Genomic DNA, 21528 nt, shown 5'->3' with positions numbered 1-21528 from the left:
GATACCGACAACACGCGACTGGGCGTTGCGTTCCAGCGGCAGGCCAGTACGCACCCGGGGCAGGACGCGTTCCATCTGTTGATCGATCCGGTCGACGCGCTGGATGCGCGCGTGTTGCTTGCCGATCCCCGCAAACCACAGGTGCAGCACGACGCGCGCGAGAGTGCCGCGCAGATGCTTCGCATAGCCGGCCCACAGCACGACGAGCAGCCCGATGTGCAGCGACGGCGCCTGGTTGAACGGCTTGTCGAACCCCATCAGCAGCGTGAACAGCGCACCGGCCACGCCGCCCGCGTCGGGCCGCTCGAAGCCGAAGCGCAGCGGCCACGCGATGAAGCACGCGACCGAGATCAGTTGCACGGTCAGCAGCCGCTTCACGTGATCGAGCAGGCCGGCGCGGCGCGTCCAGAAGAAGAACGACAGCGCATACAGCAGGTCGATCGACCAGTACGGCACGATCGTCCACGGCACGAACGGAATCGCGTGCTCCCAGCCGAACGCGAAGGTCGGCACCGCCGCGCGGCGTGCGGCGAGCCAGTTCGCGAAACCGTAGGTCGAGAAGAACACGGCGCCCATCGCCGCGAGCCAGCCCAGGCGCAGCGCGAACGACGCATCGCGCGCGCCGGCGCCAGCGGCCGGCTCGGCGAGGCCGCTCGCGCCGCCGTCGAGCGCGCTCATGACGCGTCGACCCGCTGCGCGAGGCTGACCGTGAAGATGCCCATTTCGTCGATCCGCTGGTCGAGCTTGCGGAAGCCCGCGCGCGCGACGAGTTCGTCCATCTCGGCCTGCGAGCGGCGACGCATCACCCAGGTCGCCTCGCCGCGGTGATTGTTCAGCGCGCGCGCGATGAATTCGATCTGCGGATGCCACGGCTGTCCCGTATAGACGAGATAGCCGCCCGGCGGCACGGCCTGCGCGAGCCCGCGCAGCGAGCGCTCGATCAGCGCGTTCTCGCCGAACAGCTCGTAGAGGCCCGACACGATCGCGAGCGTCGGACGCGGCTCGAGCGTCGCGAGCGACGCCTCGTCGAACGCGTCGCCGCGCTCGAAGCGCGCGATCGGCTCGAGGCCGCGCTGCGCGATCAGCACGCGCCCGGCCTCGACGTTCGGCGGGCTGTAATCGCGCAGCGTGATGTCGTCGGGCGCCGCGCCGTCACGCTCGGCGGCCGACGCGATCGCGTCGAGCACGTAGCGCCCGTGCCCGGCCGCGATGTCGACGATCCGCACCGGCTTGCCGCCGCCGCGCAGGCGGCCGATCGCCGCGCCGATCAGCTCCTGCAGATGCACCTTGCGCTGGCGGATGCCGACCCAGCCCGGCGAATCGAGATACGTGCGGTCGATCAGCGCGCCGACGCCGAGGCGCCCCTGCGCGCGGTTGCGGTACACGTAGTCGAGCGTCGAGCCTGAATCGAAGCCGAGCCGCAGCCCGAGCGCGATGCCGTCCGACAGCGCGCCGCCGGCCTTCAGTCCGGCCCGCGTGAGCGCCCAGTACGCACGCGCGAACACGTTCGCCGGCGGCCGGCCGAGCGCCGCGTATTCGTCGTGAAACGCGCCGCGCCGGTCGGCGTCGGCGAGCGACACGCGCGGGCTCGGCGCATCGAATTCACGCAGCACGAACGCACGCAGCGGCGCGAGCGCCTGCGCGCGGTCGCGTTCGCCGAGCGTGTCGTGATAGAAGCCCGGCAGCACGATGCGCTCCTTGCGCGCCGCGCCGAGGCGTTCGAAGAAACGGTCCTGCGGGCCGCGATGCACGACCCAGTCGGCCCCCGAGATCAGCAGCTGCGTCGGCACGGTGATCGCGGCTGCGTCGGCGACGATCCGCTGCGCGGTGTCGTGCAGGTCGAGCAGCATGTTGACCGCGATCGGCCGCGTGATCAGCGGATCGGACGCATAGCTCGCGATCCGCTCGGGATCGTGCGTGAGGAATTTCGGCTTCACGTAGCTGTTCACGTAGAACAGCCCGCGCAGCTTGTGCATCAGCCGCAGGCCCGGCCGCGCGAACGGCACGTAGAGCTTGATGTGGAACGCCGGCGATGCGACGACGAGCGCACGGATCGGCGGCGCGTAGTCGTGCGCCCAGGTGGCGGCGAGCACCGCGCCGACGCTCTGGCCGACCACGGCCATGTCCTCGATCGCGATGCCGTGCGTGTCGCGGATATGTTCGACGAAGGTCTGCAGGTCGCGCACCGACGCGGCCGCGCTCGGGCTGTAGCCGCGCGCGCCGGGCGAGCGGCCGTGGCCGCGCGCATCCCACGCGAAAAACGCAAAATCGGGCAGGTCGAGCTCGTCGACGAGGTGCGCGACGCGCGCCGAGTGTTCGTGGCCGCGATGCAGCAATACGATTGCGCCGCGGCAGCGCGCGCCCGTTGCGGGCCAGTGACGATAGAACAGCGTTTCGCCGTCGTGCGTGATGAAGTCGGCCTCACGGGCCATGCGTGCGCTCATGCGATCTCTCTCGTTTCGTTATTCGAATTTTGGTGCGCCGCCCTCCGGCGCCCGGTACTGCAACTGCCTGGACTACCCTTTCAACCGCCCTTTTCCGCGATGCCGGCCTGCACGCGCCGCACCACGGTCACGATCGACAGCACGATCAGCAAGCGCCACAGCCACGCGGCGACGCCACCGACCGAAAACCCGAGCCCGATCCACAGCGCGAATGCACCGAGGGCGAGCGCGCGGTCGCTCTTGCCGAACGGGCCGTCGTAGCGGCGGCTCACGCCGACCAGCGGGCCGATCAGCCCCGCGCATTCGACGATCACCGCCGTCAGCGCGAACAGCCAGACGTCTGCCGGAGCGAACGCCGGAATCGCGAGAAACGGCAGCACCAGCGCGATATCGGACACGACGTCGCCCAGTTCGTTCAGGTACGCGCCGAGCGTACTCTTCTGGTTGTGCTCGCGTGCGAGCATCCCGTCGATCGCGTTGAGCGCCATCCGCACGAACAGCCATAGCGGGATCAGCAGGAACAGTGCGCGGGCGAACACGCCGAGCCCGGCCAGCGCGCCGACGACGATCGAGCCGCCGGCCGCGAACAGCGTCACCTGGTTGGCCGTGACGCCGCGTTCGGCAAGCGAGTTCGCGAACGGGCGCAGACGGTTCTGGAATTTGGGTTTGAGTGCGTAGAGGCTCATCGTTTTATTTGTGCGGCACAGTCGGATACGTTTCCCGTCACCCCGCCCCGGGGTGGCGAAACGGCCTTGGACGGCCTTCCATGGACGGCCCTAATCGTCGCCGAGCGGCCCCGATGCGTCAAGCATGCGCCCGGCCCGCCCGCATGGCGCCAATCTGGCGTTTTTGACGGAAACTCGCGATAATCCGCTGGCCCGATCGCAGCACGATCCATTCGAACTGCAAACGGGCACTCGTGCAACAGCCGATTATCACGCCGCCGACCGGCGCATTCGCCGCGACGCAACAGCGTGTGACGGCGAACCGTCCGATTATCGCGGACCTGCGACAGGCAGCCACGAATTTGAAAAAATTTAAACAAGGGCCGTCCGGCGCGCATCCTGCCGCGCCGGCATTCCGGGGCCCCGCCCGCCGCGCACGCGCAGCGGGCCACGCAGGCAGGCAGGAGGCGCAGCGCCGATGAACATCCTCAACGTCTGGCAGCGCGATTTCCTGCTGTCCATCGTGCGGCTCGTGGCCGGCGCGTATCCGGTCTGGCATCAGGCGCCGCCGTCCCCCACGCAGAAGATCTACTTCTCGAACCATACGAGCCACATCGACACGCTCGCGATCCTCGCTGCGCTGCCGCGCAACGTACGCGCGGTCGTGCGGCCGGTCGCCGCGCGCGACTACTGGGACAGCAGCGACATGAAGCGCCATATCGCGCAGAAACTGCTGAACGTCGTGCTGATCGACCGCCATCGCGAATCGGGCGGCGATCCGCTCGACCCGGTGCGCGACGCGCTCAAGCAGGGCCATTCGATCATCATCTTCCCGGAAGGCACGCGCGGCGCCGAGATCCTGCCGCAGCCGTTCAAGAGCGGGCTGTTCCACCTCGCGACCGAGTTTCCGAACGTCGCGCTCGCGCCCGTCTATCTCGAGAACCTGCAACGGATCATGCCGAAGGGCGCGATCTGGCCGGTGCCGCTGATCTGCAAGGTGCACTTCGGCGCGAACGACGCGCTCGGTGCGCAGGAAGACAAGCCGACGTTCCTCGCCCGCATGCGCGACGCGGTCGTCGCGCTCGCGCCGCCGCAGCGGCCGGCCGGCTGAACGCGACGCCCTCTTCTCTCTTTTCCGGATATCAACAATGCGAACAATTTTCTGGGAACTGGTCGCGGGCGTCACGGGCGTGCTCGTCGTCGCGACCGTGATCGGCGCGATCCTCGGCGCACGCAGCGGCGGCACGAGCGCGACCATCGTCAACCTGAACCAGCGCATCCGCGCGTGGTGGGCGATGATCGCGATCATGGCGATCGCGATCGGCCTCGGCAACAACATCACGTATCTGGTGTTCGCGGTGCTGTCCTACCTGACGCTGCGCGAATTCATCACGCTCACGCCAACCACCGCGAGCGACCACACGACGCTGTTCATCGCGTTCTTCGTCGCCATTCCCGTGCAGTACCTGCTGCTCGGGATCAACTGGTACGGGATGTATTCGATCTTCGTGCCCGTGCACCTGTTCTTTGCGATGTCGCTCGTATCGGCGCTCACGCAGGACACGCGCGAATTCCTGAGCCGCAACGCGAAGATCAACTGGGCACTGATGGTGTGCGTGTACGGGCTGAGCCATGCGCCGGCCGTGCTGATCCTCGATATTCCGCACTACGCGGGGCAGAACGCGCTGCTGCTGTTCTTCTTCCTGTTCGTCGTGCAGATCAGCGACGTGCTGCAGTACGTGGTCGGCAAGCTGTTCGGGAAACGCAAGATCGCGCCGCAGCTGTCGCCGTCGAAGACGATCGAAGGTTTCGTCGGTGGCGGCTTGCTGGCGACGCTGTGCGGCGCATCGCTGTATCGCGTGACGCCGTTCAGCTTCGGGTCGGCGTTCGGCATCTCGCTCGCGATCGTGATCGCGGGCTTCGTCGGCGGCCTCGTGCTGTCGGCCGTCAAGCGCTCGCTCGGCACCAAGGACTGGGGCTCGATGATCGCGGGCCACGGCGGGATGCTCGATCGCGTCGACTCGATCTGCTTCGCCGCGCCGGTGTTCTTCCACCTCGTCCGGTATCTGTACGTGTGATGCGCGGGCGGCGCCGCGCCGCCCGTCCCTGCGCGCGAAGGATCAGTACCCTTCGCGCAGCGCCTTCGGCACGATGTAGCGGCCGCGCGCCGCGTCGAATGTCACCGTGTAGCGTGCGTGGATGGCCTTGTCGCCGCGCGAGCCCGTTTCCGTGACCGTCAACGGATAGACGTCGCCGGAGCCGGTCGTGTCGGACACGATCGCGAACGTCCGGCTCTCGCAATGCGATTTCGCGTTGCCGCAATCGAGCGACCCCAGGTTGTCGAGCGCTTCGTCGATGCGCGGTGCGGCCTCGACGAGCGCGTTGCCGACCGGCAGCCAGATCGACCGCATCGCCATCGTGTAGCCCTGCAGCGTGACGCCGTCGCCAATCGTGAAACCGAACAGGTGCGGGCCATACCGCTCGATGCGCACGGTGCCCGGCTCGCCGCGCTTGCCGGACGCGATATCCGTCAGCTTCACCACCGGCTCGAGCGTCCTGCCGTCCACCGCGGGCTTCAGCACGTACAGGTCGATCGTCCCCGTCGTGCCCTCCGAATCCATGCCCGGATTCCCGTTCTGCTCGGCCGCCTCGGTCTCGCCGCACATCGCGAGCAAATAGCGCGGGCCGTCGGCCGTTGCCACGCGCAACGAGCCGCACGACGCATAGATGAAATCGCCCGGGTCCGACTGCCAGCCCTTGCGATCCGCGCGCCAGTCGCCGTAACTGTCGTGGATGAACGTGCGCAGCAGGTGGTCGGTGGCAGCCGGCTCGATCGCATGCGCCGCCATCGGCACCGCACACGCAACGGACAGCGCCAGACGTCGCACCAGCGGATGAACGGATGAAATCATGTCGACGTCGATAGGGACGAGAAACGGTGCAGGAGGCAAACGGCCAGCGGCATCACGACCTCAACGCGGTTGCGCGACCGGCTCGGGATCGAACGCCGTCAGCCCCGGCCACGCCGCCTGCCCCCACGCACCGTCACCCGGCGCGAGCCAGCGTTGCAGCGTCGCGTCGTCGAACGCCTTGCCGAACGGATCGGCGCGAAATCCGGCCACCCACTGCTTGCGGCCCGCGACGTAGGCGTGGCCGAAATCCGTCCAGCTGTCGAAACAGTCCTGGGCGCGCTGCGCGTTGAGCAACAACACGCGCCAGGCGGTGTCCGGCTCGGTCCAGCCCATCAGCATCGCCACGCGCGCGAGGAACGCCATTCGCGCGCAGGCGAACGCGAGCGCCGCACGCGGGTCGTCGGTCGGCTGCAGCGCATGCAGGTCGGCGCGAAACCACTGCGTCTCGAGCACGCGTGCCAGGTGTGCGCGCGCATCGTCGTCCGTCGCGTCGGTGCGCAACTCCATCTGGTGCAGCATCTGGGCGCGCAGGAACTTGCGCGACGTGTCGTTCAGGTGGCTCGTGTCCGCATCGTCGAAACCCGAGAATCCCGTCGCGTCCACGTACGGATGCGCGAGCAGCAACGCCCAGTGCTTGCGGGACGACAAGGCCGAATAGCGCCCACCGCGCCGGCGGAAGTAGCGCACGATGCGCCACAGCACGAACAGGGCAACGATCACCTTGAATATCATGGTCTTCGCCCCGTCATTCCGCGGCACCGACGCCACGCGGTGCGTCGTAGCCGGGCCATCGCACGTCCTCGGTGGCAAAGGCGGGCTGCGCGTCGTCCGGGCGTGCGGACGGCACCGCCAGCGCCAGCGTCGCGCGCACCGCGTAACGCACCGAACCGGCACGCGGCGGCCGCGCCTGCAGCAGTTCAGGCTGCCGCGCGGCGACCAGCCACTCGACCGTCGGCGTCGGCTCGGCGAGCCGCCCGAACAATTGCGGATGGCGCGCGACGAGCCGTGCTTGCGACGCGGCATCCGTCACGTCCTCGATCCTGCACCACCCCGACGGCGTATGGACGACGCCGAGCGCGATGCAGTCGGACGGTGTGCGATCCGTCGTCCCCAGCGCATTCAGGCAGGCCAGCACGTCGTCGACGTAGCGCTCGACCGGCGGCCGGTTCTGCTTGCCCTTGACCTGATCGACGTCGAGGCCGCCGTCCGCATGCACCGCGACGCTGATCGTGATATGCGGCTGGCCGCCCGCATCCCGGAAGCTCAGCAACCGCAGCGTGCGCGCCTCGATCGCATCCGCATAGCGTCCGCCGTAGCCGCCCGTCAGCGCTTGCCGGTCGGCGAACTGGCCGAGGCAATGGCGCATCACGTAACTCTCGAACGCCATTTCGGCGCGCAGCAGCGCGCTGTCGGGCAGGAATTCGACAAAGCGCCCGTTGGCGGTTTCGCACCACGTGCGCAGCGCATCGGGCTGGCTCTCGCGCCAGCCGCGCGCGATCCGGGCCGCCATCTCCGCATGCTCGCGCTCCCACATCGCGAGCGCCTGCGGGCAATTGACACGGTCGAGCTTGCCCTCGAGCCCGGTGCCCTTGCGCGACTCGAGAAACTCGACGAGCGTGGTTTCGAGTGCGAGGAGGTGCGGATCGGCCGGGGCGACCCAGACGACCGGAGCCTGCCGGCCGGCGTCGGCCTCACCGATCGTCTTCGCGCCGGAACCGAAGTGCCGCGCGACCCACGCCGGCGGTGTGGCCTGGCCGAGCGCCTGCCGCGCATCGTCGAGCGACCCGATCGTGCGCGCGGGCTCGAAGTTCGCGACGACATGCCGGTAGAAATGGTTGAGCAGCCACGCGCGCACCGCGTCGGCATCGCCCCGCGCGGTACTGCGCGCGGCGATTGCTGCTTTCAGCGCATCGGCATTCAGCGCGTTGCGCGGCGCGTAACCGGCCCGCCGATCGACGGCCGTCATTGCCAGAACTTCCACCAGCGCTTGTTCGGCGCAGCGGTCGCCGGATCGGGCGCCGCCGGCGCGTCGGCCTCGCGGATCCGCTGCTCGATCACGTCCTCCATCAGGTCGATCGGTTCGGCGGCGTGCCGGTTGCCGGCGAGCACACGTTCGTAGAAATACTTCACGTCCGACAGGCGGCCCAGTTCGTATGCCGCGTCGCCAGCCCGGAGCAGGACATCCAGATCGCGCGACGCATCGGCCTGCCCGCGCGCGGCGTCGTACAGCGCCGACGCCTGGTCCGGATGCGACGCCGCCATGTAGGACACGAACAAGAAGCGGGTGATCAGCGCCTCGTCGGGCAGACTGCCGTCGACCTGATCGTGCTCGCGCTGCCAGCCGACGAGGCGTTCGAGCCAGATCGGCAGTTCGTTGCAACGATCGACGCGATACAACGCGCGCACCACATCGCGCACGTACCAGTTCGGGTCGTGCCGGCTGAAACCGTATTCGGCGGCGTAATGCCATAGCTGCTCGGCGGCCTCGAGCATCTCGTCGTCCTTGCCCTGGCACGCGAGCACGTAGCGGACACCGTCGTAATGCTCGGCAAACGAACTCGCCGCAATCCCGCTGCGATGCAGGACCAGCGCCTCGTCGTAACGGTCCTCTTCGCGATAGAGAATCGCGAGGTTGTTGCAGAGCATCGAATACAGGTGCGCACACGCGTCGTACGGGTGTCCTTTGCCGGTCTCGAAGAAGCGCTCCATGCACGCGCGACCCTGCTCGTAGGCGGCGATCCGCAGGCGCAGAAGGTCGGCGCGCACCGGCGCCTGTTCCTCGACCGGCAGCGCCTCGATCGCCTCCTCGACCCGGCCCTCGATCCAGCCCGAGAATGCGTAGCTCCACAAGCCGCTGCGCAGCGACGGCGGCGGCAGCTTCATCGTGGCGGCGACACCCAGCGCGCGCATGCGCGCCTCGGTCAGCGTGAACGCGGTGCGGTTGTCGTGCATCTCGCCTTCCTGCGCGGCCGCGAGCAGGCGCGCGGCCTGGGTCGTCGCGTCGATGCGTCCGGTTTCGCCGTCGTAGACCGCCGCGAGCCGCGCGATCCACGGATGGCCGGGCGCGCGCCGCAGCGCGACTTCGCGCGCGGCGTCGGCGACCGCGTAGCGCAACGCGTCGCCCTCGAGCGAGCCGAGCGCGGCAAAGATCTCGCCGTGCGTCGGCGAACGGGCGGCCAGCGCGTCGGGTTGTTCCGCGCCGAGTTCGACGAGCCGTTCGAGCGTCGGCGCGAAACCGGCTGCGCGCATCGCGCACAGCGGCCACCAGACCGACGTGTCGGTCGGCTCGGCGAGGCGTGCGTGGATGATCTGCCCCACCCGGTCGAGCATGCTGCTTTCGATCTGGTACACGTGGAAGAACGCGCGGCGCCCCGCGTCGTCGAAGCGGCCCGCCTCGAGCAGCCACGGCAGTTCGTATTCGATGAAGTCGTCGCCGCCGTCCGACTCGAGGCTGTGACTCGCCATCTCGCACCGGGCGAGCGCGCCGTCGAGATCGCCTTGCGCGTGTGCCGCCCGCGCGGCAAGCCGCGCCAGCCTCACTTCGGCCTCGCGACGCGGCGGCAGTGCCCAGTCGGCAATGCGCGACTCGACGGCCTGGCGAATCGTGTCGAACTGCAGCGGCGCAATCTCGATCATCGCGCGGCCGATCCGCAGCCAGTCATCGGCATCGATGTCCTGGTCCGCGCCTGCCGACGCGATGGCCGCCACCGCGGCTTCGGCCGCCGCCCGCGCGTCGTCGTCCCGGCCAAGCCGCCGCAGCGCCCACGCACGCAGGCATTGCCGGTTCGCGTCGTCCCACGCGCGAAACGTGGCCCGGTCGGCAAGCGCGCCATTCAACGCATGCCGCAGGTCGATCGCGTCGAGCGCGTGCTCCGCGTGGTCGTATTCCAGCGTATCGAGAATGCGTGCGCGGACGAAGCGATCGGCATCGAGCGTCGGCGACGTGCGCACGACGTCGTGCATCTCGCCGATCGCGTGGGTGACGGCGTCGTTCTCGCCCAGGTGCCGGGCGACCTGCAGCCGGTACAGCGCGAGTTGCATGCGGATGTCGGGCCGCGCGTCGGGTGGCGCCGCGTCGCGCACGCCCGCGCCGTCGTCGTCGAGCACGGCACGCGCAGCGGCCGGATCGCCGGCGTGCATCCACAGCGTGTGCAGGCGCGCAATCGCGTCGAGCGAATCGGCACGCAACGGCTGGGCCCGCAGTCTTGCCGCAAGGTCGCTCTCGCGGCTCGAGTCGCTTTCTTCGAGATCGGCTTCGAGCCGGTTCATCAGCGTGTCGAGCGGCTGGCCCGTCAAAGGCATCGTTGTCATATCGTTATGGGTCTTGGTCTTGGTATTGGCACTGGGAGTCAACGACTGCTCCCTCTCGGAATCGCGATAGCTTATCAGGAGACGGAGGCGGTGCGCGGCCTCGCCATTCGCGTCGTCCGGCGGTACGATCTCGTTCTTCATTCCCGGATCCGGTCGATGCGCACGGCGCGACGGCGCGATGCGTCCCGACCGGTCCCGCCCGACCCGGAACACCCATGAACCTCACGTTGCAGGATGTCGCCTGGCACCGCTCGGTCGGGCGGCTCATCGAGTCGCTCGACCAGCCGGGCTTCTGGCTGGCGCTGATCCGGCTGATCGAGGAATACGTCGCGGTCGACAGCTGGGTCGCGCTGACGTTCGGCGACGGCCGCCCGCAGGTGTTCGCCGAATGCCCGTACGAGGGCGGCGGCCCCGACCCGCTGTTCCGCGACTACGTGCAGGGCCTGTACCAGCTCGACCCGTTCTACATCGCGAACCGCGATGCGCCGAAAAGCGGCCTGTTCCGGCTGTCCGACGTCGCGCCCGAATGCTTCCGCGATACCGAGTACTACACGCTCTATTTCACGCACAACGTCGTCGAGGACGAGGTGCAGTTCAACGTCGTGCTCGACGATGCGCGCACGCTGTGCCTGTCGCTCGGCAGCAAGCGGCGCTTCAGCCCCGAGCAGGTGGCGCTGCTCGACCTGATCCGGCCGTGGGTGGCCGGGCTGATGCGGCAGCGGCTCGCGTTCGAGCCTGCATCCGCCGAACATGCGCCGCCGCGCCGGCCCGGCGCACACGACGGTTTCGAGCAGGCGATGGCACGGCTCGGCACGCCGCTCACCGCGCGCGAACTCGACGTGATCCGGCTGATCCTCAGCGGCCGTTCGAACAAGGAAGTCGCGAACAAGCTGTCGATTTCCGCCGAAACGGTGAAGGTGCATCGCCGCAACATCTACGGGAAGCTCGCCATCAACTCGCAATCGGAGCTGTTCTCGCTGTTCCTGAACGCGCAGACCGGCAGCTGAAACGCATCGCGGGTCACGCGGGTCGGCGCTCGCCGCCACTGGCGGCGCCAAAGCGCAATACCCCCGACGGGTTAACGCGCCGGCGGGATGGGAAATCCGCCGCTTCGGCGCATACTGGGGCCTCCTTACCCACCCTTCCGGCGCCACCGGCGACGGGCCCCCTGCTACCGACATCGCCATGAAACTGAAGCTCGACATCGTCCAGCTCGCCGGTCGCGACGGCGACACGCACTACAACCTGCAGCGCACGCTCGCGGCGATCGCGACCTGCGCGCCGGGCACCGACATCGTGATGTTTCCGGAAGCGCAGCTCACCGGCTTCCTCGATCCGTCGAATCTCGTCGAATGCGCCGAGCCGCTCGACGGCCCGAGCGTCGGCGCGGTCATCGCAGCCGCACGCGCGCGTGACGTCGCCGTCGTGGTCGGGCTGATCGAGAACGACGGCGGCCGTTTCTACAACACCACGGTATTCGTCACGCCGGACGGCATCGCGCTGCGCTATCGCAAGACCCACCTGTGGGTGAACGAGCACAGCGTCGTCCTGCCCGGTGACCGTTACGCGACGATCGAATGGCGCGGCGTGCGGATCGGCCTGCTGATCTGCTACGACAACGAATTCCCCGAAACCGGCCGCGCGCTCGCCGCACTCGGCGCCGAGCTGATCCTCATCACCGACGGCAACATGGAACCGTACCGCTCCGTCCATCGCACGTCGGCCACGGCGCGCGCGATGGAGAACCAGGTGTTCGCGGTGGTCGCCAACCGCGTCGGCGGCAGCACGCACGACGTCGTGTTCGCGGGCGGCAGCCTCGCGGCCGATCCGTTCGGAAACCTGATCTTCGAAGCCGGCAATGCCGAATCGCGTCACGCGGTCGAACTCGATTTCGACCAGCTCGCCGCGTCGCGCGCGGTCTACGACTATCGCCGGGATCAGCGCCTGCACGTCGCCGGCGAACGCATCGAGCACGCAAACGGCCTGCGCGAATTGCTGATTCCGTAAGGGCGTGCCCGTCTCCTGCGGCCACATCCGTCACGCCGGGGCGGGCACCTCGATCGCCAGCAGCGCCGAACTGACCGACTTGCCGTGCGCGTCGAGCGCGAGCGAGCGCGTGACGCCGCCGCCGAGTGCATCGCGCAGCACGAAGTTGAATGCGCCGAGCGCCGGCAATTCGTAACGCACGACGTCGCCGCGCACGATCCCCACCAGCCACGCCTTCACGGCTTCGGCATCCAGATGCACGCGCAGATGATCGTAATGACGCGGATCGTGACAGATGACCGACACATTCAGCGTATTGCCCTTGTCGCCGGTGCGCGCATGCGCGAGTTTACGCAGTTTCATCATGCCTCCACGAATGAAAACGTCGGCGTCACTGCCGCGCGCGGCAGCAGCACCGACTGCACCGCAATCACCTCGCGCGTCGACTTGAACGCGCCGCCGCCGCCGGCCGGTCCGTTCGTGTAGAGCGTCTCGACTTCGTTGCCGATCCGCGCCGCTTCAGCGGCGCTCGCCGCACGGCCGGCCACCCGCACGCGCACCTCGGCCGGCTCGCCGCGCACGGCCGGCGTCGCGTCGCCATACAGCGCATCGACACCGATCAGGTCGAAGCGCAACTCGGTCGCGGCAACGCCGGTCAGCAGCAACCGCTCGCGGACGATCTCGAGCGCGAGACGCGCGCGTTCGAGCGCACCCGGGCCGCCGTATGAGATCTGGCCTTCGCCGATCCAGCCGTCGACGTACGCCACCGACACCTTCAGCGTGTCGGGCCGCGCGGTGCCGCGCCCGCCCGTCACGCGCACGCGATCGGTCGCCTCCTCGACGACTGCCACGCGCGTGAAATCCGCGACGACGTCGGGCTGCAGATAACGCGCCGGATCGTGAATCTCGTAGAGCAGCTGTTCCTTGCAGGTCGCCGTACTCACACGGCCGCCAGCGTGCGGCACCTTCGTGATCACGACCGCGCCGTCGGCCCCGACTTCGCCGATCGGAAACCCGAGCCGCGCGAGGTTCGGCACGTCCTTGTAGCCGGGATCGGCAAAATAGCCGCCCGTCACCTGCCCCGCGCATTCGAGCAGGTGGCCGACCACCGTCGCCTGCCCGAGCCTGTCCCAGTCATCCATCCGCCAGCCGAACGCGTGGATCAGCGGCGCGGCGAACAACGACGGATCGGCGACGCGTCCGGTCAGCACGACGTCCGCCCCGGCCGCGAGCGCGTCGACGATCGGCGCGGCGCCGAGGTACGCGTTCGCGGACACGATGCGGTCGCGATACGCGGCAACGTCGTCGCCCGATTCCTCGAAGCGGAACGCGCCGCGCAGCACCACGTCGAGCACGTCGTCGCCTTCGACCGCCGCGACCTTCAGTTTCGCGAAACCGAGCGATTGCGCGATCTGTGCGGTGCGCCGTGCGGCCGCACGCGGATTCGCCGCGCCCATGTTCGACACGATGCGCACGCCCTTCGGCGCGGCGACCGGCAGCACCGCGCGCATCCGCGCGTCGAGCAGCGGATCGTAGCCGAGTGCCGGGTCCTTGCGCCGCGCCTGCTGCGCGATCGCGATCGTGCGCTCGGCCAGGCATTCGAAGACGAGATAGTCGAGCTGCCCGTGTTCGGCCAGTTCGACCGCAGGCTCGATCCGGTCGCCCGAGTAGCCGGCGCCCGCGCCGATGCGCACGTGCCGTTCAGGTTGCTTTGCTGTCATGTCCGTACCGTCGTCCGGCGGATTTCACCGCCGGGAAAGATCAAAAAATGCCCAGCACGACGCACGCGATCGTCATCACGATCGAGGCGCCGAACAGCAGCGGGAACGTGAATTTCTGGTGCTCGGCCAGCTCGATGCCGCACAGGCCGACGACGAGAAACGTCGCGGGCGTCAGCGGGCTGACCGGAAACCCGGTCGTCATCTGACCGAGTAGCGCGGCCTGCCCGACCTGCACGGCCGGCACGCCGAGCTGGCCGGCCACTTCCGCGATCACGGGCAGCACACCGAAGTAGAACGAATCCGGATCGAACAGCATGCTGAGCGGCATCGACGCGAAGCCGAGCACCACCGGGATGTGGCCGGCCATCGACGGCGGCACGAAGCCGACCGCCGCCTGCGCCATCGCCTTCAGCATCCCGCTGCCCTGCATGATCCCCGTGAACACGCCGGCCGCGAGCAGGATGCCGGCCATCATCAGCGCGGCACGCGCATGGGCATCGATGCGCTTTCTCTGCATGTCGACGTCCGGGTAGTTCACCATCAGCGCGATGCACAGCCCGACCATGAACATGATCGCGGGCGGGATTTTCTCGCCCATCACGACCATCGTGCCGAGCACGACGAGCGTCAGCACCAGGTTGAACCAGAACAGGTGCGGCCGCCGCAACGCCTGCTCGTCGGGTGTCAGCTCGCGCTTCGGCAGCGGGATCGACGCATCGTCGCGCGACAACCCGAGCCGCTTCTCCTCGCGCCGCCCGAGCCAGTATGCGACGCCGAACACGAACACGAGCCCGATCGCCTGCACCGGAATCAGCGGATTGAACAGCGCCGACACCGGCAGGTGCAGCGACGCCGACGCGCGGATCATCGGCCCCGTCCACGGCAGGAAGTTGATGCCCGCGGCCATCGACACCGCGGCAGCCAGCACGCGACGGTCCATCTTCAGCCGGTCGTACAGCGGCAGCACAGCCGGAATCGTCACGAGAAAGCAGACGGCGCCCGAGCCGTCGAGGTGGATCAGCAGCGCGAGCAGCGTCGTGCCCATCACGATGCGCGTGGGCCGCGTGCCGACCGCGCGCAGGATGCGGTCGATGATCGGGTCGAGCGTGCCGGCGTCGGTGATCGTCCCGAAATAGAGGATCGCGAACACGAACATCCCGACGACGGGCGCGAGCCCCTTCAGCCCGTCGATGACGAACTTGCTGGTGTGCAGCCCGAAGCCGCCGATCAGCGACGCGGCGATCGGCACGATGATCAGCGCGACGAGCGGCGACATCCGCTTCGACAGAATCGCGGCAAGCAGCACGACGATCGTGCCAAGCCCGAGTAACGGCAGCATCCGTGTCTCCTACCTTGTCTTTTGTTGGAGACGAGCGTAAGGTCGGCGCAGCGATAGCACAATTGAAATGATTTGATCGCAGCAATCACGAATCGTTATGGATCTGAATCTCCGCGACATTCGCGCATTCGTCACCGTCGCGCAGGCCGGCAACTTCACGCGCGCGGCCGCGCGCCTGCACCTGTCGCAGCCGGCGCTGACCGTGCAGATCCGCCGGCTCGAGGAAATCGTCGGCGCGCGCCTGTTTGACCGCAACAGCCGCAGCGTTGCGCTCACGCAAACCGGGCGAGAGCTGCTGCCGCTGCTGCAACGCTCGCTCGACGACATGGAGCGCGTGCTGCGCGATGCGCGCGCGCTCGGCGAAGGCACGAGCGGCACGGTGCGCCTCGCTTGCCTGCCGACCTTTGCGTCCAGCCTGCTGCCCGAGCTGATCCAGTCGTTCCGGCGCGAGGTGCCGCGCGCGGGCTTCGAGATCCGCGACGGCGTCGCGAGCCTCGTCACCGCGCTCGTGCGCAACGAGGAGGCCGATCTTGGATTGACCGGCGGCGACACGTTCGATGCGTCGCTCGAGGTGCTGTATGCGGGCGCCGACCGGCTCGTCGCCGTGTGCCCGAAGGATCATCCGCTCGCGCGCAAACGCCGCGTGACCACCGCCGACGTCGCAGCCGTGCCGCTCGTGCTCACCGCACAGGGCACGAGCGTGCGCAGCGTCGTCGATGCCGCACTGGACGCGGCCGGCTGCACGCCCGACATCGCGTGCGAGCCGACCTACATGATGACGGCCGTCGCGATGGTGCGCGGCGGGCTCGGCGTGACGATCCTGCCGGCGACTGCACGCGAGGTGCGCGCCGAGCCCGAGCTGGTCGCAAAACCGATCGACGACCCCGCGTTCGTGCGGCCGATCGCGCTTGTCACGAAGCGCGGCCGCACGCTGCCGCGCGTCGCGCAGGCATTCGCCGCAACCATGCTGATGGAATTGAAAAAGCGCGCGTGAACCGCGCGCCCGGATCGGGACACCACGCCCGCCCGACGCTTACTTCGCGTCCGGATCGACGTGCAGCGATTCGCCGATCGCATAGAAATTGCCGCCCGCGATGTAATGCAGGCTGCGCAGTGCCGGATCGGCCGATTCGAAATACCAGTGGCCGTCGCGGAACACCCGCGTGTCGGACCACGCCGCGACCACCTCGCCGATGAACAAGTCGTAGGCCTGCTGGTTGTGCGGCTCCGGAATCAGCTTGCACGCGAGCCAGCCCGAGCAGCCGGCGACGAACGGCAGGTCGTGGCCTTCGACGTCGAACAGCGTGACGCCCGCTTCGCGCAGCTTGTCGGGCCGCTCCGCGAGACTGTGGGTGCCGACCGCATGCGTGAGCTGAATCTGCGCGGCCGTCGGCACCTGGATCACGAACGTGCCGCTGCGCTCGACGAGTTCGCGCGTCTTTGCGGTCTTGTCGAGCACGACCGTCAGCTTCGGCGGCAGGAAGTCCAGCGCGCACGCCCATGCGGCGGCCATCACGTTGTCGACGCCGTCGTGGCGGGCCGACACGAGCACGGTCGGGCCGTGGTTGAGGAGACGGTAGGCTTTCTTCAGCTCCACCGGAGCGATGTGACGGTCCATACGGGTTCCTTGGAGAACGGCACGCACGGTTGCCGTGCGGCGCGGCGCCGGCCGGTGCGCATGCGCACAACCGGGCCGGAGGCCGCATTCTCGCACCCAATTTCAATCGGCGCCGATCGCGCCGCCGGTCACTTCGCGAACAACTGGCCGATGTCGCGGAACGCCTTGAATTCGAGTGCATTGCCGCACGGATCGAACAGGAACATCGTCGCCTGTTCGCCGACCTGCCCCTGGAACCGCACATACGGCTCGATCACGAAGGTCACGCCGAACGATCTCAGCCGCTCGGCCAGCGCCTCCCAGCCCGGCCAGTCGAGCACGATCCCGAAATGCGGCACCGGCACGTCGTGACCGTCCACCGCATTCGTATGCGCGCCTTCCTGCGACGCGGTCTTCGGATGCTCGTGGATCACGAGCTGATGCCCGTAGAAGTCGAAGTCGACCCACTGCGCGCTCGAACGCCCCTCTGCCAGCCCGAACACACGGCCGTAGAAATCGCGCGCGGCCGGCAGGTCGTAGACCGGGATCGCCAGGTGAAACGGGGAAAGACTCATGGTTGCCTCGTGATGGAACGCTCGCGTGGCGCGAGGACGGCACCATGTTAGTCAAGGTCAAGCAGAAATTAAATCAATATATAGTTGCGTCATTCACAAACGGAATTGATGAATGATCCGCGAACTGAAAACCCTCGTCGCCGTCGCCCGTGAAGGCACGTTCGCCGCGGCCGGCAACCGTATCGGGCTGACACAGGCGGCCGTGAGCGCGCAGATGCAGCGCCTCGAAGCCGAGCTCGGCTTCGCGCTGTTCGACCGGCAAGGCCGGTCGGCCCGGCTCAACGAGATGGGTCATCACGTGCTCGACCAGGCGCAGGCGCTGCTCGGCCTGTACGACAACCTGAGCTCGACGGCGCCCGGTTCGCCGGCCGCCGTGCGCGTGACGATCGGCGCGATCGCGTCGGTGCAGAGCGCGCTGCTGCCGGCCGCGCTCGCCGATTTCCATCGCCGGCATCCCGCGTGCCGGACGCGCGTGATACCGGGGCTGTCGATCGAACTGGTCAACCGGGTGGACGCGGGCGAAATCGACATGGCCGCGATCATCCGGCCGCCGTTTTCGCTGCAGAGCGACCTGCACTGGACGACGCTCGCGCAGGAACCGTTCCGGCTGATCGTGCCGCGCAGCGTGAAAGGCAAGGACTGGGCGGCACTGCTCGCGAGCGAACCGTTCGTGCGCTACGACCGCGCGTCGTTCGGAGGCCGCCAGGTCGATCGTTTTCTGCGGAAGATGCACATCGCGGTGCGCGACACCTGCGAACTCGACGAGCTCGATGCGATCGTCAAGCTGGTCGAGAACGGCGTCGGCGTCGCGCTCGTCCCGCAGACCGCCGTGTATCGCCGCTGGCCGGCCGGCGTGCGCGCGATCGACCTCGGGCCTCACACGTTTCACCGCGACATCGGGCTCGTGCATCGCGCGCGGCGCACGATGTCGGAGCCGGCGCAGATGCTCGCGCAACTGATCGAAACGGTGGCGCAGGCGACCTAGCGGCCTGGGGCCGCCGTTGCCAATCAGCGCCGCCCGGCCGCCCAGTCGACGGCCGCATCGAACAGCGCGACACCGGCCGGCGACAGGTTCACGAACGTGTCGTTGTCGAGGAAGAACATCACGCGGCGCGCCGGCGCGAGCGCTTCGTAGTCCATCGTTGCGCCCTTCTCGTACGCGAAGATCGCGGCCTTGTCGGGTTGACCGTAGACGGTCGCGATCGTGGTCGCGCCGAGCCCCGGCTTGCCCCAGCTCATCGGCGCCTGCTTGCCGTACACGTTCGTCACGCCGGCCGGCAGCCCGGCCGCGATCGGATGCGGCGCATTGACGAGCCACAGGTAGCGCTCCTTGCCCGTTTCGCCGAAGTCGGCGTCGTGACGCTTGCCCGTCATCGCGAGATCGTCGAGCAGGTCGTTTTCCCAGGTCACGAGCGGCTTGTCGAGCGTGCGCCAGCCGGGCCGCACGTTCTTCGACGACACCGTCGACGAAATCACGACCAGGTCGGCATCGCGCGCCGCATCGGGCGTCGACGATTCGTCGATCAGGCGCACCGCGTAGCCGCGTTCGCCGAGATGCTGGACGATGCGTTCGTCGACCTTCAGGTTCGGGCCGCGCAACTGCACGAGCATCGCGACGCGCGTGACGGCCTGCGGTGCGTCGGCTGCCAATGCTGGGGCGGCCACACCTGCGCCAAGGCCAAGGCCAGCGCCGATCGCGAGCACCGAGCCCGCGATCGCACGCAATGCGCGACGCCGCGCGCCGCCAGCAACGGCGCGCACGGCGCCGGTCTTCATGTTCCGGTTCATCTGGATCCTCTCCGAAGCCGCGCGCCGCCGTGACGGCCGCGCGGCGATTGCGTGGTCAGAACTGCAGCGTGGTGAGCAGCGACACCTGTCGCGCATCGCCGATCGCGACGAAGTAACGGTTCGCGCTAGACGGGTAGTAGGTGCGATTGAAGAGGTTCTTCACGTTGAGCTGGAACGACAGCTTCTGCTTGCCGATCCGCGTGTCGTACGTCGCGAACGCATCGGCGAGCACGTACGACGGCAGCGTGAAGCTGTTCGCCGAATCGCCGGGGCGCGCGCCGACGTAGCGCACGTCCGCGCCGATGCGCAGGTCGTCGCCGCCGATCACCGTGCCGAAGTCGTAGACGCCCGCGAGCGACGCCGTATGGCGCGCGACGTTCCACAGCTGGTTGCCCGCGTACAGCGGATCCTCGGTCGTCTTCGCGTCGATGTACGCGTAGCTCGCGATCACGTTCACCCGCTCGCCGATCTTGCCCGACACGTCGAGTTCGATCCCCCGCGAGCGCGCCTTGCCCGACGTGCGCCAGTCGGTCAGCTTGGTCGCGTCGTTGTACTGCGACACGAGCACGTTCTTCTTGTCGATGTTGAAGAACGCGAGCGTGCCGGTCATCCCGCCCGGCAGGTCGAGCTTGCCGCCCACTTCCCACGCGGTCGCTTCCTCGGGCGGCGTCGCGCCGTCGATGATGTAGCCCGTCATCGGCGCGATCGACGACGACGGCTTCAACGATTGCGAATAGCTGCCGTACAGCGAGAACGTGTCGGTCCACTTGTAGACGACGCCCGCGCGCGGCAGCCACTTCGACCCGCTGAGATCGGTGTTCGCGACGAACGGCCGGCCGCGCCCCGCGACCTGGTTGTACGTGATGTAGCGCAACCCGCCCGACACGATCCACTTGTCGGTCAGGTGGATCGTGTCCTGCACGAAGGCCGACGCATCGTGCAGCGTGTCGGTCTGGTCGCTGTCGCTCGCGGACACGGTGCTCGACGGCGGCAGCAGCCCGTAGACGGGATTGATATAGCTGAACGGCGTCTTCACGGCCTGCCGCAGCATGTCCTTGCGGTAGATGCGGCGGTATTCGGTGTCGAAGCCGACCTGCACGTCGTGCCGCATCCCGCCCAGCATCAGCTTGCCGTTCACGTAGCCGATCCCGTAGCTGTCGGTGCTGAGCGAACCGTGCGTCGCGTCGTTGCTGCGCGTCATCGTGCCCTTCACCGGATCGACACCCGTCGTGCGCAACTGGTTCGCGTCGTAGGTCTCGCGGTTGTAGCTGTAGCCGACATGCGCGCTCCAGTCCGCGTTGAACTGGTGATCGATGCTCAACTGCGCGAGGTGCGATTCGCCGTCCATGTTGTTGAACGGCTCGTCGATGCGCCGTCGCGCGGGAATGTCGAGCGGCGCGTTGGTGCGCGGGTCGAGCGCGGTACCGCGATCGAACGGCGAATGGAATTTCCGGTACTGGTAGGACACCGTGACCTGCGTATCGCGGCCATACCATGCGAGCGACGGCGCGACGAAGGTCTGCCGGTATTCGCCGAAGTTGCGCCAGTACTGCTCGTTCGACTGGTCGACGATCAGCCGGTACGCGAGCCGCGAATCGCCGACCGGCCCGGTCGAATCGAAGGTCGCGCTGCCGCCGTTCTTGCCGTGCCCGAACGTCGACGCGCCGAGCGAGATCGCGTTGTAGCGCTTGAGCTGCGGCTGCTTGGTGACGACGTTGACCACGCCGCCCGGATCCATCAGCCCGTACAGCAGCGACGTCGGCCCCTTCAGCACCTCGACGCTGTCGACCGCCGCGTTGAACGCGCGCCCCTGCACGAGCGGCATCCCGTTCTGCATGATCGAGCCGTCGCGGTTGCCGCCGAAGCCGCGCTTCATGATGGTGTCCTGCGTGCCCGCGAGCGTGTTGCCCTGCGTGATGCCGCTGACGTTGCCGAGCGCGTCGTCGAGATTGCGCGGACGCTGGTCGCGCAGCACCTGCGCAGGCACGATGTTGACGGCCTGCGCGGTGTCGAGCAGCGGGATGTCGGAGCGCAGCACGCCCGCCTCCTTCGGCGCGCGATAGCTTTCGGCGCGCAGCGCGCTGGTGCGGACATTGATCGCGGGCAATTCGGCGCCCGCGGCCACGCCGGCCGCCGCGGAGCGTGCCACCGCGCCGTCCGCGCGCTTCACCGTGTAGCCGAGATCGGAGC

The 21528-nt window shown here is 68.3% G+C and carries 20 protein-coding genes and 1 pseudogene; 7 read left to right on the top strand and 14 right to left on the bottom strand.

Going from position 1 to position 21528, the window contains the following annotated elements:
* From G3N61_RS31190 to G3N61_RS31180, 3 genes and pseudogenes are all read right to left on the bottom strand, one after another.
* Positions 1-678, bottom strand: a pseudogene (locus tag G3N61_RS31190) (hypothetical protein); the annotation flags it as partial.
* Positions 675-2444 (bottom strand): bifunctional alpha/beta hydrolase/class I SAM-dependent methyltransferase, encoded by a 1770-nt coding sequence (locus G3N61_RS31185; protein ID WP_205824333.1) that lies wholly within the window; start codon positions 2442-2444, stop codon positions 675-677. The gene G3N61_RS31185 and the pseudogene G3N61_RS31190, both read right to left, overlap by 4 nt.
* 80 nt (positions 2445-2524) lie before the next feature.
* The gene (locus G3N61_RS31180; protein WP_089450299.1) at positions 2525-3130 is read right to left on the bottom strand and encodes a CDP-alcohol phosphatidyltransferase family protein; all 606 of its coding nucleotides are present in this window, start codon (positions 3128-3130) and stop codon (positions 2525-2527) included.
* 124 nt (positions 3131-3254) lie between these two features.
* Here G3N61_RS31180 and G3N61_RS31175 point away from each other — a divergent pair, with 124 nt between their 5' ends.
* The 3 genes from G3N61_RS31175 to G3N61_RS31165 all read left to right on the top strand — a co-directional run bounded on the left by G3N61_RS31175 (position 3255) and on the right by G3N61_RS31165 (position 5187).
* Positions 3255-3485 (top strand): hypothetical protein, encoded by a 231-nt coding sequence (locus G3N61_RS31175; RefSeq protein ID WP_205824332.1) that lies wholly within the window; start codon positions 3255-3257, stop codon positions 3483-3485.
* A gap of 102 nt (positions 3486-3587) precedes the next feature.
* Positions 3588-4220 carry a lysophospholipid acyltransferase family protein gene (locus G3N61_RS31170; RefSeq protein WP_043182415.1) on the top strand — a complete coding sequence of 211 codons (633 nt, stop codon included), beginning with the start codon at positions 3588-3590 and terminating at the stop codon, positions 4218-4220.
* Positions 4221-4257: 37 nt separating this feature from the next.
* Positions 4258-5187, top strand: coding sequence for a phosphatidate cytidylyltransferase (locus tag G3N61_RS31165; RefSeq protein WP_011351683.1), 930 nt, complete (start codon positions 4258-4260; stop codon positions 5185-5187).
* Between the two features lie 42 nt (positions 5188-5229).
* On the opposite strand, the gene G3N61_RS31160 is transcribed toward G3N61_RS31165, so the two are convergent.
* Genes G3N61_RS31160 through G3N61_RS31145 form a run of 4 tightly spaced genes read right to left on the bottom strand, consistent with a single transcriptional unit; the run spans position 5230 to position 10323 of the window.
* Positions 5230-6021 carry a topoisomerase IV gene (locus G3N61_RS31160; RefSeq protein WP_241017985.1) on the bottom strand — a complete coding sequence of 264 codons (792 nt, stop codon included), beginning with the start codon at positions 6019-6021 and terminating at the stop codon, positions 5230-5232.
* A 60-nt stretch (positions 6022-6081) separates the two neighbouring features.
* Positions 6082-6753: a DUF1266 domain-containing protein gene (locus tag G3N61_RS31155; protein WP_205824331.1), complete on the bottom strand. Its 672-nt coding sequence runs from the start codon at positions 6751-6753 to the stop codon at positions 6082-6084.
* Positions 6754-6766: 13 nt separating this feature from the next.
* Positions 6767-7987 carry a hypothetical protein gene (locus tag G3N61_RS31150; protein ID WP_089450298.1) on the bottom strand — a complete coding sequence of 407 codons (1221 nt, stop codon included), beginning with the start codon at positions 7985-7987 and terminating at the stop codon, positions 6767-6769.
* A complete protein-coding gene (locus G3N61_RS31145; RefSeq protein ID WP_205824330.1) occupies positions 7984-10323 on the bottom strand; it encodes a hypothetical protein in 2340 nt (779 codons plus the stop codon). The genes G3N61_RS31150 and G3N61_RS31145 overlap by 4 nt, the downstream gene beginning before the upstream one ends.
* A gap of 224 nt (positions 10324-10547) precedes the next feature.
* Between G3N61_RS31145 and G3N61_RS31140 the strand changes: the two genes are divergently transcribed.
* Both G3N61_RS31140 and G3N61_RS31135 read left to right on the top strand, forming a co-directional pair.
* The gene (locus G3N61_RS31140; RefSeq protein ID WP_043182410.1) at positions 10548-11339 is read left to right on the top strand and encodes a helix-turn-helix transcriptional regulator; all 792 of its coding nucleotides are present in this window, start codon (positions 10548-10550) and stop codon (positions 11337-11339) included.
* Between the two features lie 178 nt (positions 11340-11517).
* Complete coding sequence (locus tag G3N61_RS31135; protein ID WP_205824329.1) at positions 11518-12339, top strand: nitrilase-related carbon-nitrogen hydrolase; 822 nt, start codon at positions 11518-11520, stop codon at positions 12337-12339.
* A 30-nt stretch (positions 12340-12369) separates the two neighbouring features.
* Here G3N61_RS31135 and G3N61_RS31130 read toward each other — a convergent pair whose 3' ends face one another.
* Genes G3N61_RS31130 through G3N61_RS31120 form a run of 3 tightly spaced genes read right to left on the bottom strand, consistent with a single transcriptional unit; the run spans position 12370 to position 15378 of the window.
* Entirely contained in the window at positions 12370-12681 is a 312-nt protein-coding gene (locus tag G3N61_RS31130) for a hypothetical protein (protein ID WP_205824328.1), read from the bottom strand.
* On the bottom strand, positions 12681-14039 hold the full coding sequence (locus G3N61_RS31125; protein WP_205824327.1) for an acyclic terpene utilization AtuA family protein: 1359 nt from the start codon (positions 14037-14039) through the stop codon (positions 12681-12683). The genes G3N61_RS31130 and G3N61_RS31125 overlap by 1 nt, the downstream gene beginning before the upstream one ends.
* 40 nt (positions 14040-14079) lie before the next feature.
* The gene (locus G3N61_RS31120; protein WP_043182406.1) at positions 14080-15378 is read right to left on the bottom strand and encodes a citrate:proton symporter; all 1299 of its coding nucleotides are present in this window, start codon (positions 15376-15378) and stop codon (positions 14080-14082) included.
* Between the two features lie 97 nt (positions 15379-15475).
* Between G3N61_RS31120 and G3N61_RS31115 the strand changes: the two genes are divergently transcribed.
* Positions 15476-16372 carry a LysR family transcriptional regulator gene (locus tag G3N61_RS31115; RefSeq protein ID WP_205824326.1) on the top strand — a complete coding sequence of 299 codons (897 nt, stop codon included), beginning with the start codon at positions 15476-15478 and terminating at the stop codon, positions 16370-16372.
* Positions 16373-16411: 39 nt separating this feature from the next.
* On the opposite strand, the gene G3N61_RS31110 is transcribed toward G3N61_RS31115, so the two are convergent.
* Complete coding sequence (locus tag G3N61_RS31110; RefSeq protein ID WP_043182403.1) at positions 16412-16996, bottom strand: flavin reductase family protein; 585 nt, start codon at positions 16994-16996, stop codon at positions 16412-16414.
* Positions 16997-17124: 128 nt separating this feature from the next.
* Positions 17125-17550 carry a VOC family protein gene (locus G3N61_RS31105; RefSeq protein WP_205824325.1) on the bottom strand — a complete coding sequence of 142 codons (426 nt, stop codon included), beginning with the start codon at positions 17548-17550 and terminating at the stop codon, positions 17125-17127.
* Between the two features lie 112 nt (positions 17551-17662).
* Between G3N61_RS31105 and G3N61_RS31100 the strand changes: the two genes are divergently transcribed.
* Positions 17663-18535, top strand: a complete 873-nt coding sequence (locus tag G3N61_RS31100) for a LysR family transcriptional regulator (RefSeq protein WP_205824324.1) — start codon at positions 17663-17665, stop codon at positions 18533-18535.
* 23 nt (positions 18536-18558) lie between these two features.
* Here G3N61_RS31100 and G3N61_RS31095 read toward each other — a convergent pair whose 3' ends face one another.
* Both G3N61_RS31095 and G3N61_RS31090 read right to left on the bottom strand, forming a co-directional pair.
* Complete coding sequence (locus tag G3N61_RS31095) at positions 18559-19338, bottom strand: hypothetical protein (protein WP_089450291.1); 780 nt, start codon at positions 19336-19338, stop codon at positions 18559-18561.
* Between the two features lie 55 nt (positions 19339-19393).
* Positions 19394-21528 (bottom strand): TonB-dependent siderophore receptor (locus tag G3N61_RS31090; RefSeq protein ID WP_205824323.1); only part of this gene is annotated, 2135 nt, incomplete at its 5' end.

It is taken from the genome of Burkholderia sp. Ac-20349 (assembly GCF_017104865.1).
Taxonomy (GTDB): Bacteria; Pseudomonadota; Gammaproteobacteria; order Burkholderiales; family Burkholderiaceae; genus Burkholderia; species Burkholderia aenigmatica.
Note: the sequence above shows the minus strand (reverse complement) of the source record. Positions and strands in the feature narration are given on the sequence as shown.

Coding starts and splice junctions, on each gene's coding strand:
- G3N61_RS31185 (WP_205824333.1), bottom strand. CDS start 2,444: ATGAGCGCACGCATGGCCCGTGAGGCCGACTTCATCACGCACGACGGC.
- G3N61_RS31180 (WP_089450299.1), bottom strand. CDS start 3,130: ATGAGCCTCTACGCACTCAAACCCAAATTCCAGAACCGTCTGCGCCCG.
- G3N61_RS31175 (WP_205824332.1), top strand. CDS start 3,255: ATGCGCCCGGCCCGCCCGCATGGCGCCAATCTGGCGTTTTTGACGGAA.
- G3N61_RS31170 (WP_043182415.1), top strand. CDS start 3,588: ATGAACATCCTCAACGTCTGGCAGCGCGATTTCCTGCTGTCCATCGTG.
- G3N61_RS31165 (WP_011351683.1), top strand. CDS start 4,258: ATGCGAACAATTTTCTGGGAACTGGTCGCGGGCGTCACGGGCGTGCTC.
- G3N61_RS31160 (WP_241017985.1), bottom strand. CDS start 6,021: ATGATTTCATCCGTTCATCCGCTGGTGCGACGTCTGGCGCTGTCCGTT.
- G3N61_RS31155 (WP_205824331.1), bottom strand. CDS start 6,753: ATGATATTCAAGGTGATCGTTGCCCTGTTCGTGCTGTGGCGCATCGTG.
- G3N61_RS31150 (WP_089450298.1), bottom strand. CDS start 7,987: ATGACGGCCGTCGATCGGCGGGCCGGTTACGCGCCGCGCAACGCGCTG.
- G3N61_RS31145 (WP_205824330.1), bottom strand. CDS start 10,323: ATGCCTTTGACGGGCCAGCCGCTCGACACGCTGATGAACCGGCTCGAA.
- G3N61_RS31140 (WP_043182410.1), top strand. CDS start 10,548: ATGAACCTCACGTTGCAGGATGTCGCCTGGCACCGCTCGGTCGGGCGG.
- G3N61_RS31135 (WP_205824329.1), top strand. CDS start 11,518: ATGAAACTGAAGCTCGACATCGTCCAGCTCGCCGGTCGCGACGGCGAC.
- G3N61_RS31130 (WP_205824328.1), bottom strand. CDS start 12,681: ATGAAACTGCGTAAACTCGCGCATGCGCGCACCGGCGACAAGGGCAAT.
- G3N61_RS31125 (WP_205824327.1), bottom strand. CDS start 14,039: ATGACAGCAAAGCAACCTGAACGGCACGTGCGCATCGGCGCGGGCGCC.
- G3N61_RS31120 (WP_043182406.1), bottom strand. CDS start 15,378: ATGCTGCCGTTACTCGGGCTTGGCACGATCGTCGTGCTGCTTGCCGCG.
- G3N61_RS31115 (WP_205824326.1), top strand. CDS start 15,476: ATGGATCTGAATCTCCGCGACATTCGCGCATTCGTCACCGTCGCGCAG.
- G3N61_RS31110 (WP_043182403.1), bottom strand. CDS start 16,996: ATGGACCGTCACATCGCTCCGGTGGAGCTGAAGAAAGCCTACCGTCTC.
- G3N61_RS31105 (WP_205824325.1), bottom strand. CDS start 17,550: ATGAGTCTTTCCCCGTTTCACCTGGCGATCCCGGTCTACGACCTGCCG.
- G3N61_RS31100 (WP_205824324.1), top strand. CDS start 17,663: ATGATCCGCGAACTGAAAACCCTCGTCGCCGTCGCCCGTGAAGGCACG.
- G3N61_RS31095 (WP_089450291.1), bottom strand. CDS start 19,338: ATGAACCGGAACATGAAGACCGGCGCCGTGCGCGCCGTTGCTGGCGGC.